The sequence below is a fragment of the Allofustis seminis DSM 15817 genome, from assembly GCF_000374325.1.
Classification (GTDB): domain Bacteria; phylum Bacillota; class Bacilli; order Lactobacillales; family Carnobacteriaceae_A; genus Allofustis; species Allofustis seminis.
In genome coordinates this window covers 307,585-332,528 of the sequence record NZ_KB894079.1, presented here as the reverse complement: position 1 = coordinate 332,528, position 24,944 = coordinate 307,585, and the positions used below count along the sequence as shown (strand labels likewise).

The 24,944-nt window shown below is 36.1% G+C and carries 23 protein-coding genes; 21 read left to right on the top strand and 2 right to left on the bottom strand.

The annotated features are described in order from the left end of the window. Positions 1–247 precede the first annotated feature (247 nt). The gene (rnjA, locus tag C231_RS0101555; protein WP_018658904.1) at positions 248–1,927 is read left to right on the top strand and encodes a ribonuclease J1; all 1,680 of its coding nucleotides are present in this window, start codon (positions 248–250) and stop codon (positions 1,925–1,927) included. A 46-nt stretch (positions 1,928–1,973) separates the two neighbouring features. Here rnjA and def read toward each other — a convergent pair whose 3' ends face one another. After that, positions 1,974–2,525: a peptide deformylase gene (def, locus tag C231_RS0101550; protein ID WP_018658903.1), complete on the bottom strand. Its 552-nt coding sequence runs from the start codon at positions 2,523–2,525 to the stop codon at positions 1,974–1,976. A gap of 166 nt (positions 2,526–2,691) precedes the next feature. On the opposite strand from def, the gene C231_RS0101545 reads away from it, so the two are divergent. The 16 genes from C231_RS0101545 to cls all read left to right on the top strand — a co-directional run bounded on the left by C231_RS0101545 (position 2,692) and on the right by cls (position 19,853). Continuing rightward, positions 2,692–3,507, top strand: coding sequence for an inositol monophosphatase family protein (locus C231_RS0101545; RefSeq protein ID WP_018658902.1), 816 nt, complete (start codon positions 2,692–2,694; stop codon positions 3,505–3,507). Positions 3,508–3,522: 15 nt separating this feature from the next. Then, positions 3,523–3,852, top strand: a complete 330-nt coding sequence (locus C231_RS0101540; RefSeq protein ID WP_018658901.1) for a DUF2129 domain-containing protein — start codon at positions 3,523–3,525, stop codon at positions 3,850–3,852. A gap of 15 nt (positions 3,853–3,867) precedes the next feature. Continuing rightward, positions 3,868–4,419 carry a 16S rRNA (guanine(966)-N(2))-methyltransferase RsmD gene (gene rsmD / locus C231_RS0101535; RefSeq protein ID WP_018658900.1) on the top strand — a complete coding sequence of 184 codons (552 nt, stop codon included), beginning with the start codon at positions 3,868–3,870 and terminating at the stop codon, positions 4,417–4,419. Continuing rightward, positions 4,416–4,901 carry a pantetheine-phosphate adenylyltransferase gene (gene coaD / locus C231_RS0101530; RefSeq protein WP_018658899.1) on the top strand — a complete coding sequence of 162 codons (486 nt, stop codon included), beginning with the start codon at positions 4,416–4,418 and terminating at the stop codon, positions 4,899–4,901. The genes rsmD and coaD overlap by 4 nt, the downstream gene beginning before the upstream one ends. A gap of 15 nt (positions 4,902–4,916) precedes the next feature. Continuing rightward, positions 4,917–5,951 (top strand): SepM family pheromone-processing serine protease, encoded by a 1,035-nt coding sequence (locus C231_RS0101525; RefSeq protein ID WP_018658898.1) that lies wholly within the window; start codon positions 4,917–4,919, stop codon positions 5,949–5,951. Positions 5,952–6,036: 85 nt separating this feature from the next. After that, positions 6,037–6,708, top strand: a complete 672-nt coding sequence (locus C231_RS0101520) for a helix-hairpin-helix domain-containing protein (RefSeq protein WP_018658897.1) — start codon at positions 6,037–6,039, stop codon at positions 6,706–6,708. 61 nt (positions 6,709–6,769) lie between these two features. Next, entirely contained in the window at positions 6,770–7,264 is a 495-nt protein-coding gene (locus tag C231_RS0101515; protein WP_018658896.1) for a ComE operon protein 2, read from the top strand. Further along, positions 7,264–9,552 (top strand): DNA internalization-related competence protein ComEC/Rec2, encoded by a 2,289-nt coding sequence (locus tag C231_RS0101510; RefSeq protein ID WP_018658895.1) that lies wholly within the window; start codon positions 7,264–7,266, stop codon positions 9,550–9,552. Before C231_RS0101515 ends, C231_RS0101510 begins: the two co-directional genes overlap by 1 nt. Before the next feature lie 14 nt (positions 9,553–9,566). Then, complete coding sequence (gene holA / locus C231_RS07550) at positions 9,567–10,610, top strand: DNA polymerase III subunit delta (protein ID WP_018658894.1); 1,044 nt, start codon at positions 9,567–9,569, stop codon at positions 10,608–10,610. Between the two features lie 97 nt (positions 10,611–10,707). Beyond that, positions 10,708–10,956: a 30S ribosomal protein S20 gene (gene rpsT, locus C231_RS0101500; protein WP_018658893.1), complete on the top strand. Its 249-nt coding sequence runs from the start codon at positions 10,708–10,710 to the stop codon at positions 10,954–10,956. A gap of 95 nt (positions 10,957–11,051) precedes the next feature. Continuing rightward, positions 11,052–11,738 (top strand): DUF554 domain-containing protein, encoded by a 687-nt coding sequence (locus C231_RS0101495; RefSeq protein WP_018658892.1) that lies wholly within the window; start codon positions 11,052–11,054, stop codon positions 11,736–11,738. A gap of 96 nt (positions 11,739–11,834) precedes the next feature. Continuing rightward, a complete protein-coding gene (gene uvrB, locus C231_RS0101490) occupies positions 11,835–13,817 on the top strand; it encodes an excinuclease ABC subunit UvrB (RefSeq protein ID WP_018658891.1) in 1,983 nt (660 codons plus the stop codon). Between the two features lie 141 nt (positions 13,818–13,958). Next, entirely contained in the window at positions 13,959–14,228 is a 270-nt protein-coding gene (gene rpsO, locus C231_RS0101485) for a 30S ribosomal protein S15 (protein WP_018658890.1), read from the top strand. 174 nt (positions 14,229–14,402) lie between these two features. Then, entirely contained in the window at positions 14,403–16,517 is a 2,115-nt protein-coding gene (gene pnp, locus C231_RS0101480; protein WP_018658889.1) for a polyribonucleotide nucleotidyltransferase, read from the top strand. Positions 16,518–16,647: 130 nt separating this feature from the next. Beyond that, positions 16,648–18,327, top strand: coding sequence for a ribonuclease J (locus C231_RS0101475; RefSeq protein ID WP_018658888.1), 1,680 nt, complete (start codon positions 16,648–16,650; stop codon positions 18,325–18,327). Positions 18,328–18,392: 65 nt separating this feature from the next. Beyond that, positions 18,393–19,853, top strand: coding sequence for a cardiolipin synthase (gene cls / locus C231_RS0101470; RefSeq protein WP_018658887.1), 1,461 nt, complete (start codon positions 18,393–18,395; stop codon positions 19,851–19,853). 36 nt (positions 19,854–19,889) lie between these two features. On the opposite strand, the gene C231_RS0101465 is transcribed toward cls, so the two are convergent. Continuing rightward, positions 19,890–20,204, bottom strand: coding sequence for a hypothetical protein (locus C231_RS0101465; RefSeq protein WP_018658886.1), 315 nt, complete (start codon positions 20,202–20,204; stop codon positions 19,890–19,892). A 144-nt stretch (positions 20,205–20,348) separates the two neighbouring features. Here C231_RS0101465 and gmk point away from each other — a divergent pair, with 144 nt between their 5' ends. From gmk to priA, 4 genes are all read left to right on the top strand, one after another. Next, positions 20,349–20,966, top strand: a complete 618-nt coding sequence (gene gmk / locus C231_RS0101460) for a guanylate kinase (RefSeq protein ID WP_018658885.1) — start codon at positions 20,349–20,351, stop codon at positions 20,964–20,966. Further along, positions 20,966–21,181 carry a DNA-directed RNA polymerase subunit omega gene (gene rpoZ / locus C231_RS0101455; RefSeq protein WP_018658884.1) on the top strand — a complete coding sequence of 72 codons (216 nt, stop codon included), beginning with the start codon at positions 20,966–20,968 and terminating at the stop codon, positions 21,179–21,181. The genes gmk and rpoZ overlap by 1 nt, the downstream gene beginning before the upstream one ends. A gap of 135 nt (positions 21,182–21,316) precedes the next feature. Further along, positions 21,317–22,522, top strand: coding sequence for a bifunctional phosphopantothenoylcysteine decarboxylase/phosphopantothenate--cysteine ligase CoaBC (gene coaBC / locus C231_RS0101450; protein ID WP_018658883.1), 1,206 nt, complete (start codon positions 21,317–21,319; stop codon positions 22,520–22,522). Between the two features lie 12 nt (positions 22,523–22,534). Continuing rightward, complete coding sequence (gene priA, locus C231_RS0101445) at positions 22,535–24,943, top strand: primosomal protein N' (protein ID WP_018658882.1); 2,409 nt, start codon at positions 22,535–22,537, stop codon at positions 24,941–24,943. Position 24,944 lies beyond the last annotated feature (1 nt).

Sequence of the window (24,944 nt, the reverse complement as noted above, 5' to 3'; positions counted from 1 at the left end):
ACGTTATATGAGTTACCAGTTGATATATGTGGCAGCTTAATTGGCCGCAAATCAATATATTAATAGATAAAAATATAAAACCTCTATCCTTTTGATAGAGGTTTTTAGTTTGGATAACTGCACTGCGCTTTTCTATACATAATGTGGGAATCATGTTAAAATGTGAGAGTACATGGGAGTCGTATAAAAAATTAGAAATGTTGTGGTTGTAGACATGAGTGCCACATCAACGATAAAGGAGAATGATATGAAACCGAATATTAAAAACAATGAGGTGGCCGTCTTTGCATTAGGCGGCCTAGATGAAATTGGCAAGAATATGTATGCTGTTCAATTTCAAGATGAATTAATTATTATTGATGCGGGAATTATGTTCCCAGAAGATTATTTACTAGGAATTGATTATGTGATTCCTAACTATTCATACTTGGTAGAAAACCAGGAGAAAATTAAAGGATTATTTATTACGCATAATCACGAGGATCACATTGGTGGAATTCCTTATTTATTAAAAGAGGTAAATGTTCCAATCTATGCGAATGAAATTTCAATCGAAATGATAAAAAGCAAACTGCGTGAGCATCGTCTATTAAAAACGACAAAGCTACATGTAGTAAAAGAAGATACCATCGTGAAATTCAGAAAATTATCGATTGAATTTTTCCGAACGACTCACTCTGTTGCGGATGCTTTTGGAATTTGTGTCAAGACGCCATATGGCAATATTGTACAAACTGGCGACTTTAAATTTGACTTTACACCCGTTGGAAAGCCAGCAAACCTACAAAAAATGGCTCGAATTGGTGAAGAAGGAGTGTTGCTTCTTTTATCTGATAGCACAAATGCGGAAGTGCCTGGATTTACGCAGTCGGAAAAAGTAGTCGGTGAGTCTATTAATAATTTGGTTGGCAATATTAAAGGACGCATTATCTTTGCTTCCTTTGCTTCGAACTTATCGCGCGTACAACAAGCGATTCAGGCCGCTAAAAATGCGGGACGAAAAATTGCAGTGTTTGGGCGCAGTATGGTAAATGCCATTGAAGTTGCTCAAAAATTAGGCTATATTGATAAAAAAGATAGTGACATTTTCATCAATCCGAATCATTTAGATCGTTATAAAGCAGAGGAATTGATGATGCTCTGTACAGGTTCTCAAGGCGAGCCGATGGCGGCATTAAGTCGAATCGCTAATGGCACGCACCGCCAAATTTCAATTCAGCCTGGCGATACTGTAATCTTTTCAAGTTCACCCATTCCTGGAAATACGACAAGTGTAAATCGTTTAATCAACCAGTTGATGGAAGCGGGAGCAGAAGTGATTCATGGCTCGGTGAATAATATTCACACTTCGGGTCATGGGGCACAAGAAGAGATGAAATTAATGTTGCGCTTGATGAAGCCGAATTATTTTATGCCAATTCATGGAGAATATCGAATGCTAAAAATTCATGCCGAATTAGCAGAAAAAACTGGTGTGAAAAAAGATCATATCTTTGTCTTGGATAATGGTAAAATTATTGCCTTTGACGGACAAGGTGCACGTTTTGCTGGCGAATTTGATGCGGATGATGTCTATGTGGACGGATCGGGAATTGGTGACATTGGCAATATCGTTTTAAAAGATCGTAAAATACTATCAGATAGTGGTCTGGTTACGATTGTAGCAACCATTGATCCGAAGAATAGAAAATTATTAGCAGGACCAGATATCATCTCACGTGGATTCGTTTATATGAGAGAGTCTGAAGACCTGATTAAAGAAGCACAAAAAGTTGCCTATGAAAGCATCCAACACTCATTTAGCTATAAACAAGTGAATGAATATAAAATGCGCAGCGATTTGATTGAAGATTTACGCAACTTTTTCTTTGAAGAAACAGAACGGCGCCCAATGATATTACCCGTTGTACTAACCGCAGAAGAATAAAAAATAAAGGTGAAAAGCTTCAGTGCTTTTCACCTTTTTGATTAAGTTAGATAAGCTCCATATTATCAGTCACCGTAAATGGATTGTCTGCATTAATATGATCATAGAATAAAATACCATTGATATGGTCAATCTCATGTTGAATAACGATCGCTTCGTAGTCTTTAAATTTTTCAAGATGTTTTGTTCCATTAAGATCGTAATATTCAACGGTAATTCGTTTGGGACGTGGAACATATCCTTCAACTACTCGATCCACGGACAAACAACCTTCACCTGTTTTTAAGGCAACTAATTTTGCGGAATGACGCGTGATTTTAGGATTAATCATAACCATTGACAATGATTTTTCTTCCTCTTCATCAGGGACATGGAGCGCAATCATACGTTTTGAAATATCAAGTTGCGGTGCTGCAAGCCCTACACCCGCCCGTAAGTTATACTTTTCAGCAATTTCTTCATCTTGACTATTAATTAGAAATTCAATCATATCTTTTGCTAATTTTTGATATGTTTCATCTAAAGGAAAAGACAAAGGCTCTGCTTGCGCGGTAAGCGTTGGATTACCTTCACGAATTATATCTTTCATTAGTATCAAATTTTCTCGCCTCCTTATTTAAGATTATATTAATATCTTAACACTTCATAAATAATTTAAAAGAATAAATTCTTATTTTTTGTGAAAATATAAAATCAAAAGGTTTACTGTTAAAAGTATACAAAATCATTTATAATGAATAGAAATATAAAAGAGGAGGGGTCCTGTGAATACTCTGATAAGAAAACGTCATGAAGCGATTTTAACATGGTTAGATGTAGCAGCCGAAAAAATAAAAAAGGCATTGCATGATGAATTAGAAGTCGAACAAAAGACAAACCCCAGCGATCTTGTAACAAATGTTGATAAAGACATTGAACAATTTTTAATTAATCAAATTAAAATGACTTTTCCTAAAAGTCAAATTTTGGGAGAAGAAGGATATGGCGACCGAACGATTGATTTAAATCATGGAACGGTCTGGATTATTGATCCTATTGATGGCACGCTAAATTTCGTTAAACAAAAAGAAAATTTTGCAATTATGATTGCGGTCTATGATGAAGGACAGGCAATACAAAGCTATATATACAATGTAATGAACTCAGAGTTGGTCTATGCAATTAAAGGAGAAGGTGCTTATTGCAATAACCAACTAATTAAAACTCCTGATAATTTAGATATGCATGAAGGGTTGTATGCATCAAGTAGTATTTTTTATATTGGTTCCGAACCATTAAATGAATTCCATCATAATCTTTCAAAACTAGCGCTTGGAGTGCGCTTAAAAGGCTCTGCAGGTCTTGAAGCAATTGAATTAGCGAAAGGAAATACCGTAGGCTATACAGCACATACTTTAATGCCTTGGGATGTGGCAGCTGGGAAATTAATAATTGAGGAAGTTGGATGTGTAATTACAACTTTTGCTGGAGATGAGCCATCATTGAATGGCAAAGAATCCATTATCATGGGCACACCAAAAGCCCATCGAACTTTGCTTAGCACTTTGGAACAGTTACATATGAATCATAATATTTGTTAGTAAAGGATGGTTAGATTGAGCGAACTTTTATATGAGGATTTCAATGATCGTATTGGAATAATCGTTGATATAAAAAACAAAAAATTTGTAAGTCGATTAAAAAAATATGGAGATATTCACTATATTTCTAAACACATGAATTATGCAGTCATCTATGTAAATAAAGAAGATGCTGATGCCAAAGTTGCTCAAATTGAGAAGGAAAAATTTGTGCGAAAAGCGACAATCAGCCCTAAAGGAAGTCTTGCTTTGGAATATGATGGCTTATTGGAAGAGATGCAACGAGAAATTGATGCGAAAAAAAGTGCAGAAGAAAAAGAAACATCTTCGAAGCTATTTCTTTAGTTATAAGGAGAAAATATGCGAGTAATTGCCGGAAATTATAAAGGACTACCATTAAAAAGCTTGCCGAACAATCACACTCGCCCTACAGGAGATAAAGTAAAAGAATCTTTGTTTCAGATGTTAGGGCCTTTTTTCCCAGGGGGATTGATGCTTGATTTATATGGTGGAAGTGGCTCAATCGCGATTGAAGCAATTTCCAGAGGGATGAAACATGCAGTCATTGTTGAAAATTATCCGTCTGCACAAAAAATCATAGAAGAAAATATAAAAAAAACAGGAAGTGCTGATAATTTTACATTGCTTAAGATGGATGCCAAGATGGCGATATATCAGCTTGATGATATTTTTGACCTTATTTTTTTGGATCCGCCCTATGCACAGCAAGACATCTTAGCGGATATGGCAGCTCTTGCAACACATCACTTGGTTGGAAAAGGACGCTTGGTTGTCTGTGAAACAGTGCAATCAGTTGAGTTACCAAATGTTATCCATTCTTTCAAAAAAATTACCAAAAAAAACTATGGTGTTACAGCACTGCATTTTTATCGAAATGAGGAAAAAGAATGAAAAAAGCAATCTATGTTGGAAGTTTCGACCCTTTCACATATGGGCACTTAAATATTCTGAAAAGAGCAGTCTCATTATTTGATGAAATTATTATTGCCATTGGCACAAATCCTTCCAAACAGTCTCTATTCAGGGCGGATGAAAAATATGATATAATCTTGAAAATCATACAACAAGAAGACTTAAATAACGTGAAAGTCATCCAATATGAAGATGAATTGACAGCGCATTTAGTTGAACGATTAGGTGTTCAATATTTAATTCGCGGATTGCGCTCAACGAAAGATTTCGAATATGAGATGGATATGGCTGCAGTGAATCGCGCATTGAATTCATCATTGGAGTCTATATTTTTAATGAGTGATAGTCGCTATCGTTCATTAAGTTCTTCCGTTGTAAAAGAAATTGCAAAATTTAACGGAGATATTTCTTCTTTTGTGCCAGAAATTGTAGCACAGGCAATGAAAAAGAAATATTCATAAGAAAGTAGTGAATAAATGGAAATAAAACGAGCAAAACGGTGGCTAAAATGGGTGTTGGCAGCAGTAGGAGTTGTTATTTTGGGGTTTTATCCTTTGCCTTATTATATTGAACAACCTGGAAGTTTGTTTGCTTTAGATGAAATGGTTGAAATTAAAGGAATAGAGTCGAATCCTAATTTTACGATGACGACCATTGAAATAGTGCAAGCTAGTGCTTTCACAGCAGTAGGATCATTCTTATCTCCTTTTGAAGATTTACTATCGGAGAATGAACTTTTTGATGGGGCAGAAGATTTTGATTCTTATGATTTTATTCAATTTTTATATATCCAAAATGCTGCAGATACTGCCACGAGAGTAGCTTATGAAGCAGCGGGTGCTAAATATGACATCAATTATAATGGCTCATATATTTTTGAAGTTGCGGAAGAGTCTGATTTTTATCAAACATTGAAACCGGGTGATTTAGTGACGGCTATCAATGACCATACGATAGAAAATAGCGAAGCTTTCACAACATTTATTCAACAACTAGATGAAAAGACTCCTCTTGAAATTACTTATACTCGAAACGATAAAACCTTTGTTGCCAAAGGGAAGCTAACGGAAATGGATGGAAATTTTCTTGTGGGAGTATCACTAATTGATGCTGTCGATCTTCAAACGGATCCCAAAATTGCGATTGATTTTGGCGATGTAGGTGGTCCTTCTGGTGGTTTGATGTATACATTATATATTTATAATCTTCTCACGGGAAAAAATTTAGACCATGGATATAAAATTGCAGGTACAGGTACTATTTCGCTGGATGGTACGGTCGGAGCAATCGGCGGCGCAGGGAAGAAAGTCGTTGCAGCAAGTGAAGCAGGCAGTGATATTTTCTTTGTGCCTCGGGATGAGATATCAAAAGAAGTTCAGGAAAAATATCCCGACCTCATCTCGAACTATGATGAAGCAAAAGCAGCTGCTGAAAAAATAAAAACATCTATGAAAATTGTACCAGTTGATACATTTGAAGAAGCTGTTGCCTATTTAGAAAATTTAAAATAATAAATTATTTAAAAAACTTCGAAATTTTTCGAAGTTTTTTTATTATTTTGACAATATAAAGATAGAAGAAATAGGAGGTGGGCATGTGTATGATTTATATGAAAAGTGGGAGCAACTAAAGCATTGGCCGCTAAAAAATAAACTAATTGTAGGAGGAATGATTGGACTGATCATTCTTTTCATAGGTGGGGGATTTATGCGAAATCATCTAGAAAATAAAAGAAAGCAAGAAGTACTATTACAAATGGAACAGCTGGAGACTGAAAACGAAAAAGAAATAACCCCCGACAGTGTAAAAACAAAAGAAAGTGAATCGATTTTTATTGATATTAAAGGGGCAATTAAAAATCCTGGAGTCTATGAAATGAAAACTACTGATCGTATGCTTGATGCACTTGACGTTGCGGGAGGATTACTTGCCGATGCTGATCAAGAGCAGATTAATCAAGCACAAAAGCTTCAAGATGAGATGGTGATTTATATCCCTAAAAAAGGGGAAGAAATTCCAGAGTATATCAAACAGTCGGCACATCCTGCTTCTGAGAATGAATCTTCAGAAAAGAAGCAAGTTAATATTAATATAGCAGATGCACAAGAGTTGATGCAGCTTTCTGGTATAGGTGAGGCAAAGGCACATAATATTATCCAATATCGTGAAGAGCATGGTAGCTTTAAAACCATTGAAGATATCAAAAATGTTTCGGGAATTGGTGAACGCATTTTTGAGCAATTGAAAGACAAAATTTGTGTTAATTAATTGTCTTGAAATGAAAAAAGAGAAAATTTTACGTATACTATAAAAAATAGGAGGTGGCGTGATGGAACGCATGAACTGGGACGAATATTTTATGGCTCAAAGTGTATTATTAGCGACACGTAGTACATGCGAACGACTATCAGTGGGAGCCGTATTAGTTCGTGATAAACGAGTGATTGCCGGAGGATATAATGGATCAGTGAGTGGAGATGTTCATTGTATAGATGATGGCTGTTATGTTGTTAATGGTCACTGCTTACGAACGATTCATGCAGAGATGAATGCGTTACTTCAATGTGCAAAATTCGGAATTCGCGCAGAGGGTGCAGAAATTTATGTAACACATTTTCCATGCTTGGACTGTACAAAAGCAATGATTCAAGCAGGCATCACTAAAATTCACTACTTGAATAATTATCGTAATGATGACTATGCAATGGAATTGTTGAAGAAAAGCAATGTACAAGTTCAAAAAGTCAAGTTATCTCCAGCAATTTTTCAAGAAGTGGCAGAAGAAATGATCACGATTCAAAAAACAAAGCGGTGCAATGACTGATGTTGGAGAGTGCAATTTATATTGCGCTCTTTTGTTTTTTATTAGTATGCAGTGTGGTAAGCTCTTACCCTATCTTTTTTCTCTTTTTATTATGTTTATGGACGATTCGCTTATGGAAGATAAATGTTCCCGGATTGCTGTCAACTCTTGCTGTTGTTGCTTTAATTTTTGGCGCTAGATTGTGGCATTTTACTTCATATACTAGCCAATTTACAGGGAATGAAACGCAGTGGGTAGGTACTGTAGAAATGGACACATTAAAAATAGATGGCGATTTTTTAAAAGCTACTATTTTAGATGAAAGTGGTGAAAAGCTGTTAGTCTTTTATTATCTTAAATCAAAAGATGAGAAAATAGCGTGGCAACAGCTAAAAACAAAACCTACAGTACAAATGGCTGGAACAATGGAACGTCCTCAAAATGGTGGCAATTTTTTTAGCTTTGATTATGTACGCTATTTGAACCAGAAACATATTTTTTGGCAAGCACATGCGGATCAACTACAAATTGTGGGGGAGTCTTTTGATTTATGGACTTTTTTGCGGTACAAAGTCAAAAAGCACATACAAAAATTTCCAGCAGTACTCCAAAATTATTTAAGTGCATTTATTTTGGGAGAATATGAATTTGAACAGGACATATTATTTGCTTATAAAACACTTGGTATGATGCATTTATTAAGCGTTTCGGGTCTTCATTTTAGTTTCTGCCAAAAAGCTATCAAGCGCATTTTATTACGACTGTCATTGACACATGAGACAGTTGACAATGTATTAATAGGCTTCTTTATTGGGTATGGTTTTTTAACATGTTGGACAACCAGTGTATTTCGGGCAGGGTGCCAATTTTTATTTAAAACCATTGGCAAAAAGACAAATACCTCTCTGACCACTTTAGATGCGTGGGCACTTACATTTATTTTGTTTTTATTTTTATTTCCATATCGCATTTATTCAGTTGGCTTTCAACTAAGTTTTTCACTGAGTTTTGTATTGATTATCGCTGGTCGAGTACAATGGTTGAAGAAATTGCCACTGTATCAGCAGACAATTGTGGCAACCATTTGTTGCGGTATTTGTAGTATCCCCATTTTAAGTTATCACTTTTTTGAATTTTCATATTTTACATTAATTGCAAGTTTTATATTTGTACCCTTTTTTTCTTGGATACTTTTCCCATTATTAATTCTTTTATTTTTAACGAGTTTTGTTGTGCCCTTAAGTTATCATCCTTTGTTCTACTTTTTGAAATATGTTATTGCGATGTACAACAAATTACTAGTATCAGTGAGTACATGGAATCTTTTTACTATTGTAACAGGTCGCTTGCCATTCATTTTTTATTGTATGCTCGCTTTATTGGTGGTGTATTATTTTTTCTGTTTGGAGAAACGCAGATTTCCTCATGGTGTAACATTAATACTTTTTGTCTTTTTACTTTTATTTCATCGGTGGAATCCCATAGGAATTGTAGGAATGATTGATGTGGGGCAAGGGGACTCATTATTCATTAAAGAACCTTTTCAGCGCTCTGTTGTGTTAATTGATACAGGTGGGCGTATAGCTTTTCCGAAGGAACCATGGCAAATAAGAAAGCATCAGGCGGCATTAAGCGATAAGACGGTTATTCCCGCATTAAAAGCACAAGGTATCAAAAGGATTGATCATATTTTATTGACGCATCCTGATATTGATCATGTGGGAGAATTGGACAATATTGCAAATCATTTTAGTCTTAAAATGATTTATACAACGCATTCATCGCTACAACATGAACATTTTTATCGCACGCTACGCAATATTAAATTTGAGACACTCCATTTTATGCATGTAGGTAAAAAGTTAATGCTAGGCGAGACAGACTTACTTGTAGTTCATCCAGATGAAGCATTTGTTGCTGAAGATGCAAATGAGAATTCTATTGTGCTTTATGGAACAATTGGTGGCAAAAATTGGTTGTTAACAGGAGATGCTGGAATTGAAAGTGAAAAAAGATGGCTGTCTACTTATCCTCATTTAATTGTTGATATTTTAAAAGTGGGGCATCATGGTAGCAAATATTCAACGTCTGATGCACTACTTACACAAGCTAATCCCAAAGTTGCATTTATATCAGTTGGATCAAACAACCACTATCAGCATCCAACAGCAGAAGTGCTTGAGAAATTAAATGAACGGGATATTGTAATTTATCGGACAGATGAACAAGGAGCAGTTTATTTTTATTATTTAAAAGTCCCATTTGCAAATGAAAGCTGGAACCAGATAAAATACAAGGTGTCAGAATAAAGGATGATATTAAAATGAAAGATTTCCAACAGATACTTCAAGAAATTAATAATAAAAAAGTAGCGCCTCTTTATCTGGTGCAAGGCAGTGAAGCGTATTTTATTCGTCAATTTGAAAAAGCGATCATTAAAAATTGTCTAGCGCCAGAAGATATCGCAATGAACTTTGTACAGATTGATTTAACTGAGCAAACATTGGATGATTTCTTATTTGAAGCGACAAGTTATCCATTTTTGGGTGAGCGAAAAGTTATCTTTGTACGCGAGCCTAGATTTCTAACGGGACAAAAGGGTCAAGTGATCGACCAAATGTTACAAGAGAAATTCATAGATTATTTAAAAGATCCTGCATCATTCACTGTGGCTATATTTTTTGCACCTTATGAAAAGTTGGATAGACGAAAGAAATTAACAAAGCAATTGCTTAAAATGTGTCAATTAGTGGATGTAACCTCCCCTAAACCGCATGAAGCGGAAAAGTATTTTGCACAATATTTGGAAAATAGTGGCTACCGCATGGAAGATAAGGCATGGCATTTATTTATGCAACTGACAGCGGGAAATCTATCAAAAATGATTCATGAATTGAATAAGATAAGTGTCTATCAAGCACAAACAGAAGTGATTACATTAGAGACAGTGGAGCAGTTAGTGCCTAAGAACTTAGAATATAATGTATTTGAATTAAATCGTCTAGTGATGGCGGGCGACATTCAAAATGCTTTACAATTCTATCAAGAGTTACTAATGAAAAAAGAAGATCCAATAAAAATTATTGCACTTTTAATTAGCGAATTTCGTTTGTTACTTCAAGTAAAAATTTTGCAAGAGCAACATTCAGGACAGCGACAAATCAGCGATCAGCTAGGAATTCATTGGTATCGTATAAAATTAGCACTTGAAAAATGTTCACATTTTTCTCTTGAGCAACTAGCGGACGCGCTGGAATCGTTGATAGATGTAGATTATCAGATAAAAACAGGCCAAATGGATGCCACAACCAGTTTTGATTTCTTTGTGTTAAGCTTTTGTGAACGGACTCAAATGATATCAAATTGAAGTTATAATGGTATTGCAATTTAAAAAGTAATTTTGTATAATTTAAAAATGAGTGATTCATCAATTGGTGGATCAATAGTTTAAAGGAGTGTAAAAAATGGCAAACTCACCACAAGCAATTAAACGCGTTCGTCAAATTGATGCGCGCCGTGACCGTCAAAGAGGTCAAGAAACTGCTGTTCGTACAGCTGTCAAAAAAGCAAAATTAGCAGTAGCCGAAGGTTCAGAAAATGCTGAAGAATTAGTGAAAAATGCAGCACGTCTTTTGGATAAAGCGGTCAGCAAAGATCTTATTCACAAAAATAAAGCAGCACGTATGAAATCTCGTCTGCAATCAAATCTATAATCGAATAAAAAAGCCATTCGTTATGATCGTCTGGCTTTTTTGATGAGAAGAAATGAAAGCGTAATCTTTTTTAATTTTTTGAGACGAGGTGGAAGATGGCGGCTGTTATAAATGCAGTGGTGATTGCTTTTTGCAGTTTCATTGGTATGCGATTAAAACAAGGAATTCCAAAACAAGTCAATGAAAGAATAATGGAAGCGATTGGCTTGGCAATCATTGCAATTGGAATTGCAGGAGCAGTTCGTGGTGAAGATACAATAGTATTCATACTATCTGTTGTTATGGGGACTTTTGTGGGTGAGACGATTGATATTGATGCTCATGTAAAAAAAGGGATTATAACGATACAGAGTAGAGTGCACCGATTAAGCCAAGATGAAACATTTATTCAAGGATTTATTAGTGGAACATTATTCTTTTGTGTAGGTTCTATGGCAATATTTGGCGCATTAGAGAGTGGTCTGACAGGGAATAATACTACTTTATATATTAAAGCTTTAATTGATGGAATTACTGCCGTACTTTTGGCCTCTTCATTTGGTATTGGAGTGGCAGCTTCTAGCTTACCCGTTCTAGCATTGGAAGGTGGTATCATCTTACTTTCAGGATTACTATCACCACTGCTTGGCAATCATGTTATTTTAGAAATCGTGAGCGTCGGGTCTACTTTATTAATTGGGCTCGGACTGAATATGTTGAAAATTACAGATTTGAAAATTTTGAATTTTACCCCTTCATTATTTATGCCGATGATTATCTATCCAATTATATCTTTATTTTAAGAGTTGAGCTTATTGCAATAGTGCAGTAAGCTTTTTTTAATTGTGAGGATAAAGTACAATAGAATGCAAAGAAACTTAAAAGGGGGAGTTGTGTGCATGAAGGATCAACAATTTAAAATAGTTTCAAAATATAAGCCAGCAGGAGACCAACCAGAAGCCATTGAAAAAATCGTTGCTGGTGTCAAGGCAGGAATGAAAGAACAAGTGCTTTTAGGTGCGACGGGAACTGGTAAGACATTTACAATGTCTAATGTGATCGAAAAAGTACAAAAACCGACCCTTATTATTGCTCATAATAAAACATTAGCGGGACAATTATATTCTGAATTTAAGAGTTTTTTTCCTGACAATGCGGTTGAATATTTTGTCAGTTATTATGATTACTATCAGCCTGAAGCATATGTCCCCTCAACAGATACTTTTATTGAAAAGGATGCTAGCATCAATGATGAAATTGATAAATTACGCCACTCTGCAACAAGTGCTTTAGTAGAACGACGAGATGTTATTGTGGTTGCTTCGGTTTCATGTATTTATGGTTTGGTAAATCCGCTCGACTATGAAAAACATGTTTTGTCTTTGCGCGAGGGAATGGAGATAAGTCGCGATGCTTTGCTCAAAAAATTAGTCGACATGCAATTTGAACGGAATGATATTGATTTTCAGCGGGGACGCTTCCGTGTTCGTGGAGATAGTGTTGAAATTTTTCTTCCATCGCGAGAATCCGATACTATTCGTGTTGAATTTTTTGGCGATGAGATTGATCGCATTCGAGAGATTGATGTAATAACTGGTGAAATAAAATCTGATCTAAGTCATGTTGCAATTTTCCCAGCAACGCACTTTGTATCGACTCAGGAACAGACGCGCAACGCTATCGATAATATTCGCAAAGAGTTAGAGGAACGACTACGCATTCTCCGTCAAGAAAATAAATTACTTGAAGCCCAGCGCCTAGAACAACGCACCAACTATGATTTAGAGATGTTACTAGAAATGGGATATGTTTCGGGTATTGAAAATTATTCACGTCATATTGATGGGCGTGGCCCCGGCGAACCGCCATATACTTTGCTTGATTTCTTCCCAAAAGATTCTTTATTTATTATTGATGAGTCGCATATGACTATGCCGCAAATTCGTGGGATGCATAATGGCGACCGTTCAAGAAAAGAAATGTTGGTAGAACATGGTTTTCGTCTTCCGAGTGCCTTGGATAATCGACCTTTGCGATTGGATGAATTTGAAGCACATGTTCCACAAATTATTTATACTTCAGCGACACCTGGCGATTATGAAATGGAACGTGCTGAACAAGTTGTTGAACAAGTGATCCGACCGACTGGTTTGTTGGATCCAGAAATTGAAGTACGACCAATTGAAGGACAAATTGATGACCTACTAGCAGAAATTCAAAAAAGAATCGATAAAAATGAACGGGTGTTTATTACAACATTAACGAAGAAGATGGCAGAAGATTTAACGAGCTATTTTAAAGAAATTGGGATCAAGGTGCGCTATTTGCATAGTGATGTTAAAACATTAGAGCGTACAGAGATTATTCGCGATTTACGACTGGGAGAATTTGATGTATTAATTGGTATCAACCTTTTGCGCGAAGGATTAGATGTTCCTGAAGTTTCTTTAGTTGCAATCTTAGATGCTGATAAGGAAGGGTTCTTACGCGGCGAGCGTGCACTCATTCAGACCATTGGACGTGCCGCCCGCAATGCAAGTGGTAAAGTATTGATGTATGCGGATCATATTACTGATTCGATGCGCACAGCGATTGATGAAACAAAACGCCGCCGCGAAATTCAAAATGCTTACAATGAAGCACATGGTATTATTCCAAAAACCATCCAAAAAGATGTTCGCGACTTAATTTCTATTTCATCTATTGTAGAAGATATGGATGAAGATTTATCGATTACTAATATCAAAAAATTGACACAAGCTGAGCGAAGAGAGTTAATTGAAACGCTTGAGCTTGAAATGAAACATGCTGCGAAGAACTTAGAATTTGAAAAAGCAGCATCGTTACGTGATGCACTATTAGAAGTCCAAAGTTTAAAATAAAATAAGCGGGAAATACTTGATTTTTCTCTTGTTTTCCTATAATGTATCAGTTGTGCATTGCACACCTTATTCGGGGATTTTCGCGAACCCAACGAATTTCTCGGTATAAGGATTAAAATAGAAAGAGAAAGGGTGAATACCATGTCATTAGCACATGAAGTAAAAGAACAAATCGTTAAAGAATATGCACGTCACGAAGGAGATACTGGTTCTCCTGAAGTACAAATTGCATTATTAACGCATGAAATTAATAGCTTAAACGAGCATATGAAATCTCATAAAAAAGATTATCATTCTCAACGTGGACTTATGAAAAAAATTGGTCACCGTCGTAATTTGCTTGCTTACTTACGCAACAAAGATATCGCTCGTTATCGTGACTTAATTCAAAAATTAGGACTTCGTCGTTAATCAGCGAAGTTTAAGAGGTATGCGAGGTTCGATTGAATCTCGCATATTTTATAGTAAATAAAAATGTAAACTGAGGTGAGCTACTAACCAATTGTGAGCTTTTTAGTTTTATCCATGAAAAGTTGACACTTGATTAGTAGTCCGCCTTTAAAAAAAGCAAAGAAGGAGCAAAACATGTCAGAAAAACAAGTTTTTGAAACGGAATTTGCTGGTCGCAAACTTTCTGTAGAAGTAGGACAACTAGCAAAACAAGCCACAAAATCTGCGCTCATTCGTTATGGCGAGACAGCAGTTTTAACAACCGTTGTGGCAGGCGATGAACCAAGTACATTACCATTTTTCCCATTGACGGTGAACTATGAAGAAAAAATGTATGCCGTTGGAAAAATTCCAGGGGGTTTCATTAAACGAGAAGGAAGACCAAGTGAGCATGCGACACTGACTGCACGCTTAATTGACCGACCAATTCGTCCAATGTTTCCTGAAGGATTTAAAAATGATATTCAACTAGTGAACACTGTCTTATCGGTAAATCCAGATCATACACCTGAGATGTCGGCGCTACTTGGCTCAAGTTTAGTATTATGTGCTTCAAAATTGCCATTTAATGGCCCCGTTGCTGGTGTAAATGTAGCACGACTTGATGGCGAATTGATCGTTAACCCAACAGAAGAACAGACGGATAATGCAGACTTATTCTTAACTGTTGCTGGCTCAAAACAAGCTATAAATATGGTAGAAAGTGCAGCAAAAGAAGTATCAGAAGCAGATGTCTTGGAAGCTTTATTATTTGCACATGAGCAGATTAAAGTGTTGTGCGAATTTCAAGAATCTATTGTAGAAGTGATCGGCGATGAAAAAATTGAAGTGGAATTAGTTCTTCCAGATGAAGCACTTGCAGCTGAAATTAAAGCCGCTTTCAATGACCGAATGAAGGCAGTTGTTCAAAATCCTGATAAATTAGAACGTGCTGAAGAAACGCAAGCACTTAAAGATGAAATTCATGCACAATATGAAGAAAGATATGCAGAAGAATTGGAAGCAGAAGCTTTAGAAAAATTATTGAGCGATGTCAATATTGTGGCGGATAATTTGGAAAAAGAAGAAGTACGCAGACTCATTACTGAGGAAAAAATTCGTCCAGATGGTAGACATATTGATGAAGTCCGCTCCCTTAATTCTGAAGTCGGTTTATTACCACGTGTGCATGGTTCAGGATTATTCACAAGAGGACAGACACAAGTGCTAAGTGCTGCTACTTTAGCACCTTTGAATGAGCATCAAGTCATTGATGGTTTAAGCAGTGAGGACAAAAAACGTTTCATTCACCATTATAATTTTCCACCATTTTCTGTGGGCGAAAGTGGCCCAATGCGTGGACCAGGAAGACGTGAAATCGGTCATGGTGCATTAGGTGAAAAAGCATTAGAAGCAGTGATCCCATCTGCTGAAGATTTCCCTTATACTATTCGCGTCGTATCAGAAGTTCTAGAATCGAATGGATCAAGCTCACAAGCGAGTATTTGTGCAGGATCACTTGCGCTAATGGATGCAGGAATTCCTATTAAAGCACCTGTTGGTGGTATCGCAATGGGACTTATTATGGATGGCGATCACTATACAATTTTAACAGACATCCAAGGCCTTGAAGACCATCTAGGAGATATGGACTTTAAAGTAGCTGGAACCCGACAAGGAATTACAGCACTGCAAATGGATATCAAAATTGAAGGCATTACACCTGAAATTCTAGAAGAAGCTTTGGCAGCAGCACATGTTGCACGTATGCATATTTTAGATAATATGGAAGCAACAATTGCTGAGCCACGACCAGAATTAAGTCCATATGCACCAAAAATTGAAAGTATTCAAATTAAACCTGATCAAATTAAAGTAGTCATCGGTAAAGGTGGCGAGACCATCAATGGAATTATTGATGAGACCGGAGTAAAAATTGATATTGATGATGAAGGAAATGTTTCAATTTATGGAGAAGATCAGGCAATGATTGACCGAGCGATTGCAATCATTGAAGAATTAACAGAAGAAGTTGAAGTTGGAAAAGTTTATGACGGAATTGTTCGCCGCATTGAAAACTTCGGAGCTTTTGTAGAAATCATAAAAGGAACGGACGGTCTGGTTCATGTTTCAGAACTTTCAGATAAGTTTGTAAAAAATGTTAGCGATGTTGTAAATGTAGGCGATCATTTAAAAGTCAAAGTAACTGAAATTGATAAATTAGGTCGTGTAAACTTGTCACATCGCGCGGTTATGGAAGAAGAAAATTAAGCAATTAAAACTGATTGTGAAAAACACAATCAGTTTTTTAGTTGCTTTCTAATTAAAAATAAAAGTTGCGTGTGCTATACTATTAAAAACAAATACGAGAAAGAGATTAGAAAGTAAGAAGGTGTATTTTTTGAGTAAAATAAAAATTATCCCACTGGGGGGCGTTCGCGAAAATGCGAAAAATATGTATGTCATAGAAATTGATGATGCCATTTTCGTCCTCGACTGTGGGTTATTATATCCCGAAGAAATGTTTGGGATCGATGCGGTCATTCCAGATTTTACATATTTAGAAGAGAATCAAGATAAAATCGCAGGAGTCTTTTTATCCCATGGACATGAGGACTCGATTGGCGCTTTGCCTTATTTTTTAGAAAGATTTGAAGTGCCTGTATTTGGATCGGAATTGACCATCGCCTTGGCGAAAATGTATGTCGAAGAAGCAAAATTAGATTATGAATTTGACGATTACCATGTTGTAGATGAGGAAATGGAAATAGACTTTGGAACAGCAACTATTCGCTTTTTTCGAGTCACACATACCATTCCTGACTCCATGGGTATCGCTGTAAAAACAGATGCTGGACATATTGTTTATACTGGAAACTTTAAATTTGATAATTCAGCAAGCGGGGACTATACAACCGATTATGCAGAAATTGTTCAAATTGGAAAAGAAGGAGTTCTTGCACTTTTAAGCGACTCATTAGGAGCGGCCAGCTTAGAAGAGAACGTTTCAGATGTAAGAGTCCAAGAAGAAGTATTTAATACATTTAAAAATACTGAAAATCGTTTGATTGTTGCGGCAGTAGCAAGCAACATGTTGCGTATTCAACAAGTGATAAATGCGGCAAGTCATTTTGGACGCAAGATATTTATTGCCGGCAAACGAATGGAATCTATTTTAGCTATTGCACTTAAGTTGAATAAATTAACAGTGCCAGATAAAGATTTGTTTGTTCCAATGTCAGAAATTAATAAATATAAAGACAATCAGATTGTGATCTTAGAAACAGGGTCTTTAGGAGAGCCACTGGATACTTTACGAAAAATGTCTGAAGGACGACATCCTCAGATTACGATAAAAGAAGGAGATTTAGTTTATATTGTAACAAGTCCTTCGACAGCTATGGAAATTTATGCAGCGGAAGCGCGAAACTCCATTTATCGTGCTGGCGGAACGGTCAAAGCCTTATCCAGTCAAGTTAAAGCGAGTGGACATGGCACGCCGAAAGATTTACAGTTAATGATCAACCTCTTGAAACCTAAATATTTAATTCCAGTGCAAGGACAATATCGCATGCTCGTTGCTCATTCCGATCTAGCTCATTTAACAGGAATGCGCTACGAAAATATATTTATTGTAAGCAATGGTGAAGTTTTAATTTATGAAAATGGGAAAATGATGCGTGCAGGAGAAGTTTCTGCTACAGATACTTTAATTGATGGGATTGGCGTTGGTGATATTGGGAATGTTGTGTTACGTGATCGACGTCTATTATCCGAGGACGGAATATTTGTCGCAGTGCTGACGATTGACCGTAAAAAGAAAAAAATCATTGCCGGACCACATATTGTGACACGTGGATTTGTTTTTGTTAGAGAAAGTCAATCATTACTTGATGAAGCGAGTGGAATTGTGACCAAAATCATGAATAAACAACTCGAAAAAAATGACTTTGAATGGGGAGAATTAAAAGCAGAGATTCGCAAAGAATTATTAGCCTATCTCTCACAAAAAACAGGTCGTCGTCCAATTGTTCTTCCAGTGATTATGGAAATTAATCAAAAGCGTTGGTATGACAAATAAAAAATGGCAGGGCAAATAGACATTTATTTGTCCTGCCTTATGATTTATGAGAGTGAGAGAGTCTTATGTCAAGTGGTTTAACATCTATTATTAATGCATTTATTTTATTGAACGTTATTTTTGCCGTAATAACGGTTTTTCGGGACCGCAAGCGTGATATTACGGCTGTTTGGGCATGGCTTTTAGTTTTGATTTTACTTCCAGGTATAGGTTTTGTGATTTATGCTTTTTTCGGTAGAAAATTATCGAAAAAAGAAATTGAACAACTAAAAGCACAAGAACAGGCGGGTTTGACCCCTTATATTGCAGAACACCAAGAGCTTGTCAATAATCAAAAAGAGCGGTTGGAGAATGAAAGCTATTTTACTAATATTCAAGTTTCACAAGCTCGCTTATTTTTGAATATGAGTAATGTTCCAGTAAGTGCTGAAAATCATGTTACATTGATTACTGATGGAAAAGATAAGTTCAAGCGCCTGTTAGAAGATATACGGCAAGCAACAGATCATATTCACATTTGTTATTATATTTTTAAGTTTGACATGATTGGTTCAGAGATTATTGATGCTCTTCGTCAAAAAGCAGAAGAAGGTGTAGAAGTTCGCTTGTTAGTAGATCCCGTAAGTGGTCGATATTTGCGCGGACGAATGGTTCAGGAATTAAGAACATTAGGAATTGATGTGGCATGGTCTTTTGGTCAGCGACTTTCTATTTTGAATTTCCGACTTAACTATCGTAACCATCGTAAGATAGTCATTATTGATGGGAAAATTGCCTATACAGGGGGATTCAATGTTGGCGATGAATATCTAGGAAAAGTTAAAAAATTTGGTTATTGGCGCGATACGCATTTGAAAATTCAAGGAAATGCTGTTCCCTACATTCAATCACGCTTTTTCATGGATTGGAATGCTTCTGCGCCCCAAAGTTTGCTTACTTATGACAAAAAATATTTTCCAACACCTGAAAAGATAGGCGACACGAGCTTACAAGTCATTTCAAGTGGACCAGATTCTGATCGAGAAGATATAAAAGTAGGGTATCTAAATATGATTAGTTCAGCAAAAGAATATATTATGATCCAAACGCCATATTTTATACCCGATGATGCATTAATGGAAGCAATAAGAATCGCAATTTTTTCGGGTGTTAAAGTAAAATTGATGATTCCTTGCAAGCCAGATCATCCATTTGTCTATACTGCAACATTAAGTTATGTTGAGAATCTTGTGGAATTGGGTGCTGAAGTTTACTTATATGAAAATGGCTTTATTCATGCAAAAACAATTGTAATTGATGATAAGATTGTATCGGTGGGAACGGCTAATTTTGATATTCGCAGTTTTAAATTGAATTTTGAAATGAATGTATTTATGTATGATGAACAATTAGCTCAAGAACAGGCTGCTCTTTTTAGCCAAGACATTGAAAAATCTTCGCAACTGACGCTAGAAGATATTAATCAATGGTCTGGATGGTATGTTTTTAAGCAGCAATTCAGTCGTCTATTATCACCAATTCTATAAAAATAAAAAAGCATCTGCAATCAAGCAGATGCTTTTTTATGAAGCGATGCGAATATGTCGCAAAGCAGAAGGATATATAAGATGGATGAGATTATCATTTGAAGAAGTAACAATAATTTGTCCAGTTTGTGGCACTAATTGAAGAATTCCTTTTATTTCTTCAATGGTGCTTGTTTTTTCTACTTCAATTTGGAGAATGACTTCCTTATGTTTTCTTGCAGCTTGTGCGACAAAGTGTTCTAATTGTTTAAGTGGCATTTGCGGATAGATCGTTTTTTGCTCATATAATTTCAATGTGGATATCTTGATACGCTCTAACAATTCTTTTGGTTGACGCGATAATTTTTCCATAACTTTCACCCCGAACATATGTTTTCATAAAAATTATACCAAACATTTGTTCTATCGTCAACATTTTAATGAATTTCTTGTTTTAAATTTTTGCTCATCTATGTTAACATAAGTAGAAAGATATCTATCGAAGGAGATAAGTAGATGAGTGATAGAGGTTTGTTGATTGTTCTATCTGGCCCGTCCGGTGTGGGTAAGGGAACAGTTCGTAAGCATTTATTTGAACATTATAATAATGATTTTGTGTTCTCAATCTCTATGACCACTCGTCAATTGCGGCGGGGGGAACAAGAAGGTGTTGATTATTTTTATCGTTCACGCGAAGAATTTGAACGCTACATCCAAGAAGAAAAACTTTTAGAATATGCAGAATATGTGAACAATTATTATGGAACGCCTATTGATTATGTGGAAAAGACGTTAGCTGACGGTTGCGATGTTTTTCTTGAAATTGAAGTACAAGGTGCTATGAAAGTAAAGGAAAAGATGCCGGAAGCGATTTTTATTTTTTTAGCTCCACCTGATTTAAAAGAGTTAAAATCACGAATTGAAAGTCGCGGTACGGATGATGCGAAAACCATTGAACGTCGTTTGCAAAAAGCAACAGAAGAATTAAAATTAATTCGCTACTACGATTATGTCGTAAAAAATGATGACGTTGATCAAGCGGCACAAAAAATTCGCAGTATTATCGAAAGTGAACATTTAAAAGTAGAAAGTAATTTACATTATTATACGAAGATGATAGAGGAGTTGTCATAATGCTTTTATACCCATCGCTCGATAAATTATTAGAAAAAATAGATTCTAAATATTCATTGATTATTTTAGCAAGCAAGCGTGCGCACTCAATTGATGCATTAGAGAGAAGCCCTAAAGTGAATAAAGAGGATTTAAAATTTAAATATAAATCCGTTTCAAATGTTGGTAAAGCATTAGAAGAAGTTGCCGCGGGCGATTTAACAATTAAAGAATAAATAGACGAGGTTTTTAGAGTTATTCTAGAAACCTCTTTTTATTTTGTAATATAGAGACTACTACAATATTGAATAAGACAGAATTTATTATTTTTGTTAGAATATAAGGTAATCAGATGAGAAGGAGGAGTGGGAATGGTATTAAAAGATAAAAACATCGCACTATATGTTACAGGTGGTGTAGCAATTTATAAGACGCTTGATCTATTGCGAACTTTTATCAAAAAAGGGGCACATGTTCGCGTAGCGATGACTCCTGCTGCACGTGCATTCATTTCACCATTATTATTTGAAAAATTATCAAAACATCGCGTCTACACTGATTTATTTTCCGATGAAGACCCTGAACGAGTAGATCATATTGAGATTGCCGATTGGTCAGATCTAGCTGTTGTCGCTCCTGCCACAGCGAATACTATCGCAAAAATGAGTGTGGGAATTGCTGATAATATTGTAACATCAGCATTATTAGCATCAACATGTCCTATTTTTGTTATTCCAGCAATGAATGAAAATATGTATAACAATCCTGCAACCCAAAGAAATTGTGATATATTGAGGCGTGATGGATTTTATGTGATGGAACCAGATGCTGGTTTTTTAGCAGAAGGTTATGAAGGCAAAGGACGTTTCCCAGTTCAAGATAGAATAATTGAAGAGTTGGAGCAATTTATCTTAAAAAACACCTCGGATTTACCACTTCAAGGTAAAAAAATCATAGTGACGGCTGGAGGAACTAGGGAAGCAATTGATCCTGTAAGATTCATTTCTAATCGTTCATCAGGAAAAATGGGGCATGCACTTGCAGAAGCTGCCTTTTTTGCGGGAGCTGAGGTAGTACTAGTAACTGCAAGTCCTTTAGGTGTTCATCGTGGAATTCAAATGATTCATGTCGAGTCAGCGCAAGAAATGGCAAAATATGTTAATCATTTATTTAGTGAAGCTGATGGACTGATTATGGCGGCGGCAGTTAGTGATTATCGCGTAGCAAAAGTGGCCGATCATAAGCTAAAAAAACAAGAAAAGCTAACATTAGAATTACAAAAAAATCCTGATATATTAAAAGAATTGGGGCAACAAAAACAAGATCAATTATTAATTGGTTTTGCTGCGGAAACGGAAAATTTACTTGAATATGCAAATCAAAAACTTATTAGCAAAAACTTAGATGCCATTGTTGCAAATTATGTCGCAATATCTTCTCAAGGTTTTGATGTAGATGACAATAGCGGCTATATTATTTCGACAGATGGTTCAATGATTGAAATTCCTAAAATGAGTAAAAAAGAAATGGCAGAAGAAATTATTCATTATGTGATTGATCAATTAACTAAAAAATAAAGGCGTGAGAATATGAGTCAAATTGCACATGTTATTGTAGATGTTCCCACGATGCAGACGAATCAAGCATATAGTTATGCTGTCCCGGAAAATTTGCAAAATATCGTTGCAATTGGTGGACGCGTTATCGTGCCTTTTGGGCATCGAAAAGTTCAAGGCTTTATTATTGAGCTTTCTGATGAAATTTTAATGGATACATCGCTGAAAACAATCGAGAGTGTGATGGATCCCGAACCAGTGCTGACAGAAGAGCTTGTTCAATTAGGTCGTCAAATGGCCACAGATACTTACAGTTTTTTGATTAGCTGTTATCTTACAATGTTGCCAGCAAGTTTGCGTGCACATTACAAAAAATGGATTATTCCAACAACACATGATTTAAAACAGTTACCCGAAATTTTTAATGAATATGGCAGAATTTCTTGGGAACAAGTAGAACAACAACACTTGGAGCAACAAATACTAAAATTAAAAGAGAACCAATATGTTCGTTTTGAATATGAGGTAACAGATTCTATAACCAAAAAAACGGCAGACTATTTTGAACTTATAATGGATGCGCATCAATTGAAACAAGAACAAAAAAAGCTTACCAAAAGAGCTTTTCGTCAACAGCAGTTGCTTGAAATTTTATTAAAAAAAGAAAAAGGAGAGCAGTTGTCAGTTAATGACTTGAGGGATCAAGAAGGAATATCACGCCATGTGATTGAAGCGGCAGTAGCTAAAGGATGGGGCATAATTGAAACGGTCGAAGTTTTGCGCGATCCATACCAGCACAAGAAAATTGAGCCTTCTTCTCCTTTGAATTTGAATAATGAACAAAAAAAAGCATATGACCGCATTATAAAGGCGATGGATAAAAATTGCGCAGACACTTTTTTATTAGAAGGTGTTACGGGCAGTGGCAAAACGGAAATTTATTTACAAGCAATTGCCCAAGCACTGGATGCTGGGAAAGGGGCCTTAATGCTGGTTCCTGAGATTGCTTTGACGCCACAGATGGCTTATCGTTTTAAGAGTCGTTTCGGTGACCAAATTGCAGTCATGCATAGTGCCTTATCTGAAGGTGAGAAATATGATGAATGGCGCAGAATAAAGACAGGGAAAGCACGTGTAGTTGTAGGTGCACGGTCAAGTGTCTTTGCTCCTTTAAAAAATATTGGACTTATTGTTATGGATGAAGAACATGAAGGCACCTATAAACAAGAAGAACACCCTCGCTATCATACGCGCGATGTCGCACTGTGGCGGGCAGCTTACCACCATTGTCCAGTAATTTTAGGAAGTGCAACACCGAGTCTAGAATCGAGAGCACGTGCATCAAAAGGAGTTTTTAAACACTTATTGCTTACAAAACGTGCAACAAATATGCCCTTGCCAAAAGTAGAAATTGTCGATATGCGTGAAGAAATGAAAGAAGGCAATTTCACTATTTTTTCAAGAGCGTTGGCACAACAGCTAAATCGAACGCTTGCAAATAATGAGCAAGCCGTTCTCTTCCTTAATCGCAGAGGTTATGCCAATTTTGTAATGTGTCGTGATTGTGGTGATATGATGCAATGTCCAAATTGCGATATTTCTCTTACACATCATCTTCATGATAATAAATTAAAATGTCATTATTGTGGATTTGAAATGCCTCTTCCAACGCAATGTCCGCATTGTGGAGGGCATCATATTGGCTATTTTGGCACTGGTACGCAAAAAGTAGAACAACAATTGCAGCAATTTTTACCGCATGCTAAAATTTTGCGAATGGATGTAGATACAACGCGAAAAAAAGGTGCACATGACGACTTGCTAGAAAAATTTGGTAATCATGAAGCGGATATTTTGCTAGGTACACAAATGATTGCAAAAGGGCTAGATTTTCCTAATGTTACATTTGTTGGGGTATTAAATGCGGATACGGCATTGGGGATTCCAGATTTTCGTTCTGCCGAAAAAACATTTCAGCTATTGATGCAAGTCAGCGGAAGGGCAGGACGCGGTAAGATTCCAGGTTCAGTTGTTATTCAAACTTATAATCCTGATCATTATGCAATACAATTAGCAAAAGAACAAAATTACGAACAATTTTATTTGCATGAAATGCACTTTAGACACTTAGGACATTATAGTCCTTATTATTTCATGGCAAAGATTGAAGTATCGCATAAAGAAGAAGCAGTTACAGCTAAAAAAGCCCAAGAACTTGCGGAATACTTAAGAAAACAGTTAAGTCAGCAATCGATTATCTTAGGACCTAGTCCACGTTCAATTGCCAGAGTTAATAATCTTTATTATTTCCAAGTGATTATTAAATATAAAGCAGAACCTAAATTAAAAGAAGCATTGCTTCATATTTTAGAAAGTTCGCAAAAAGAGTATGCAAAAGGGTTGCGCGTGATGATTGATAACCATCCATTGAATTTTATGTAGA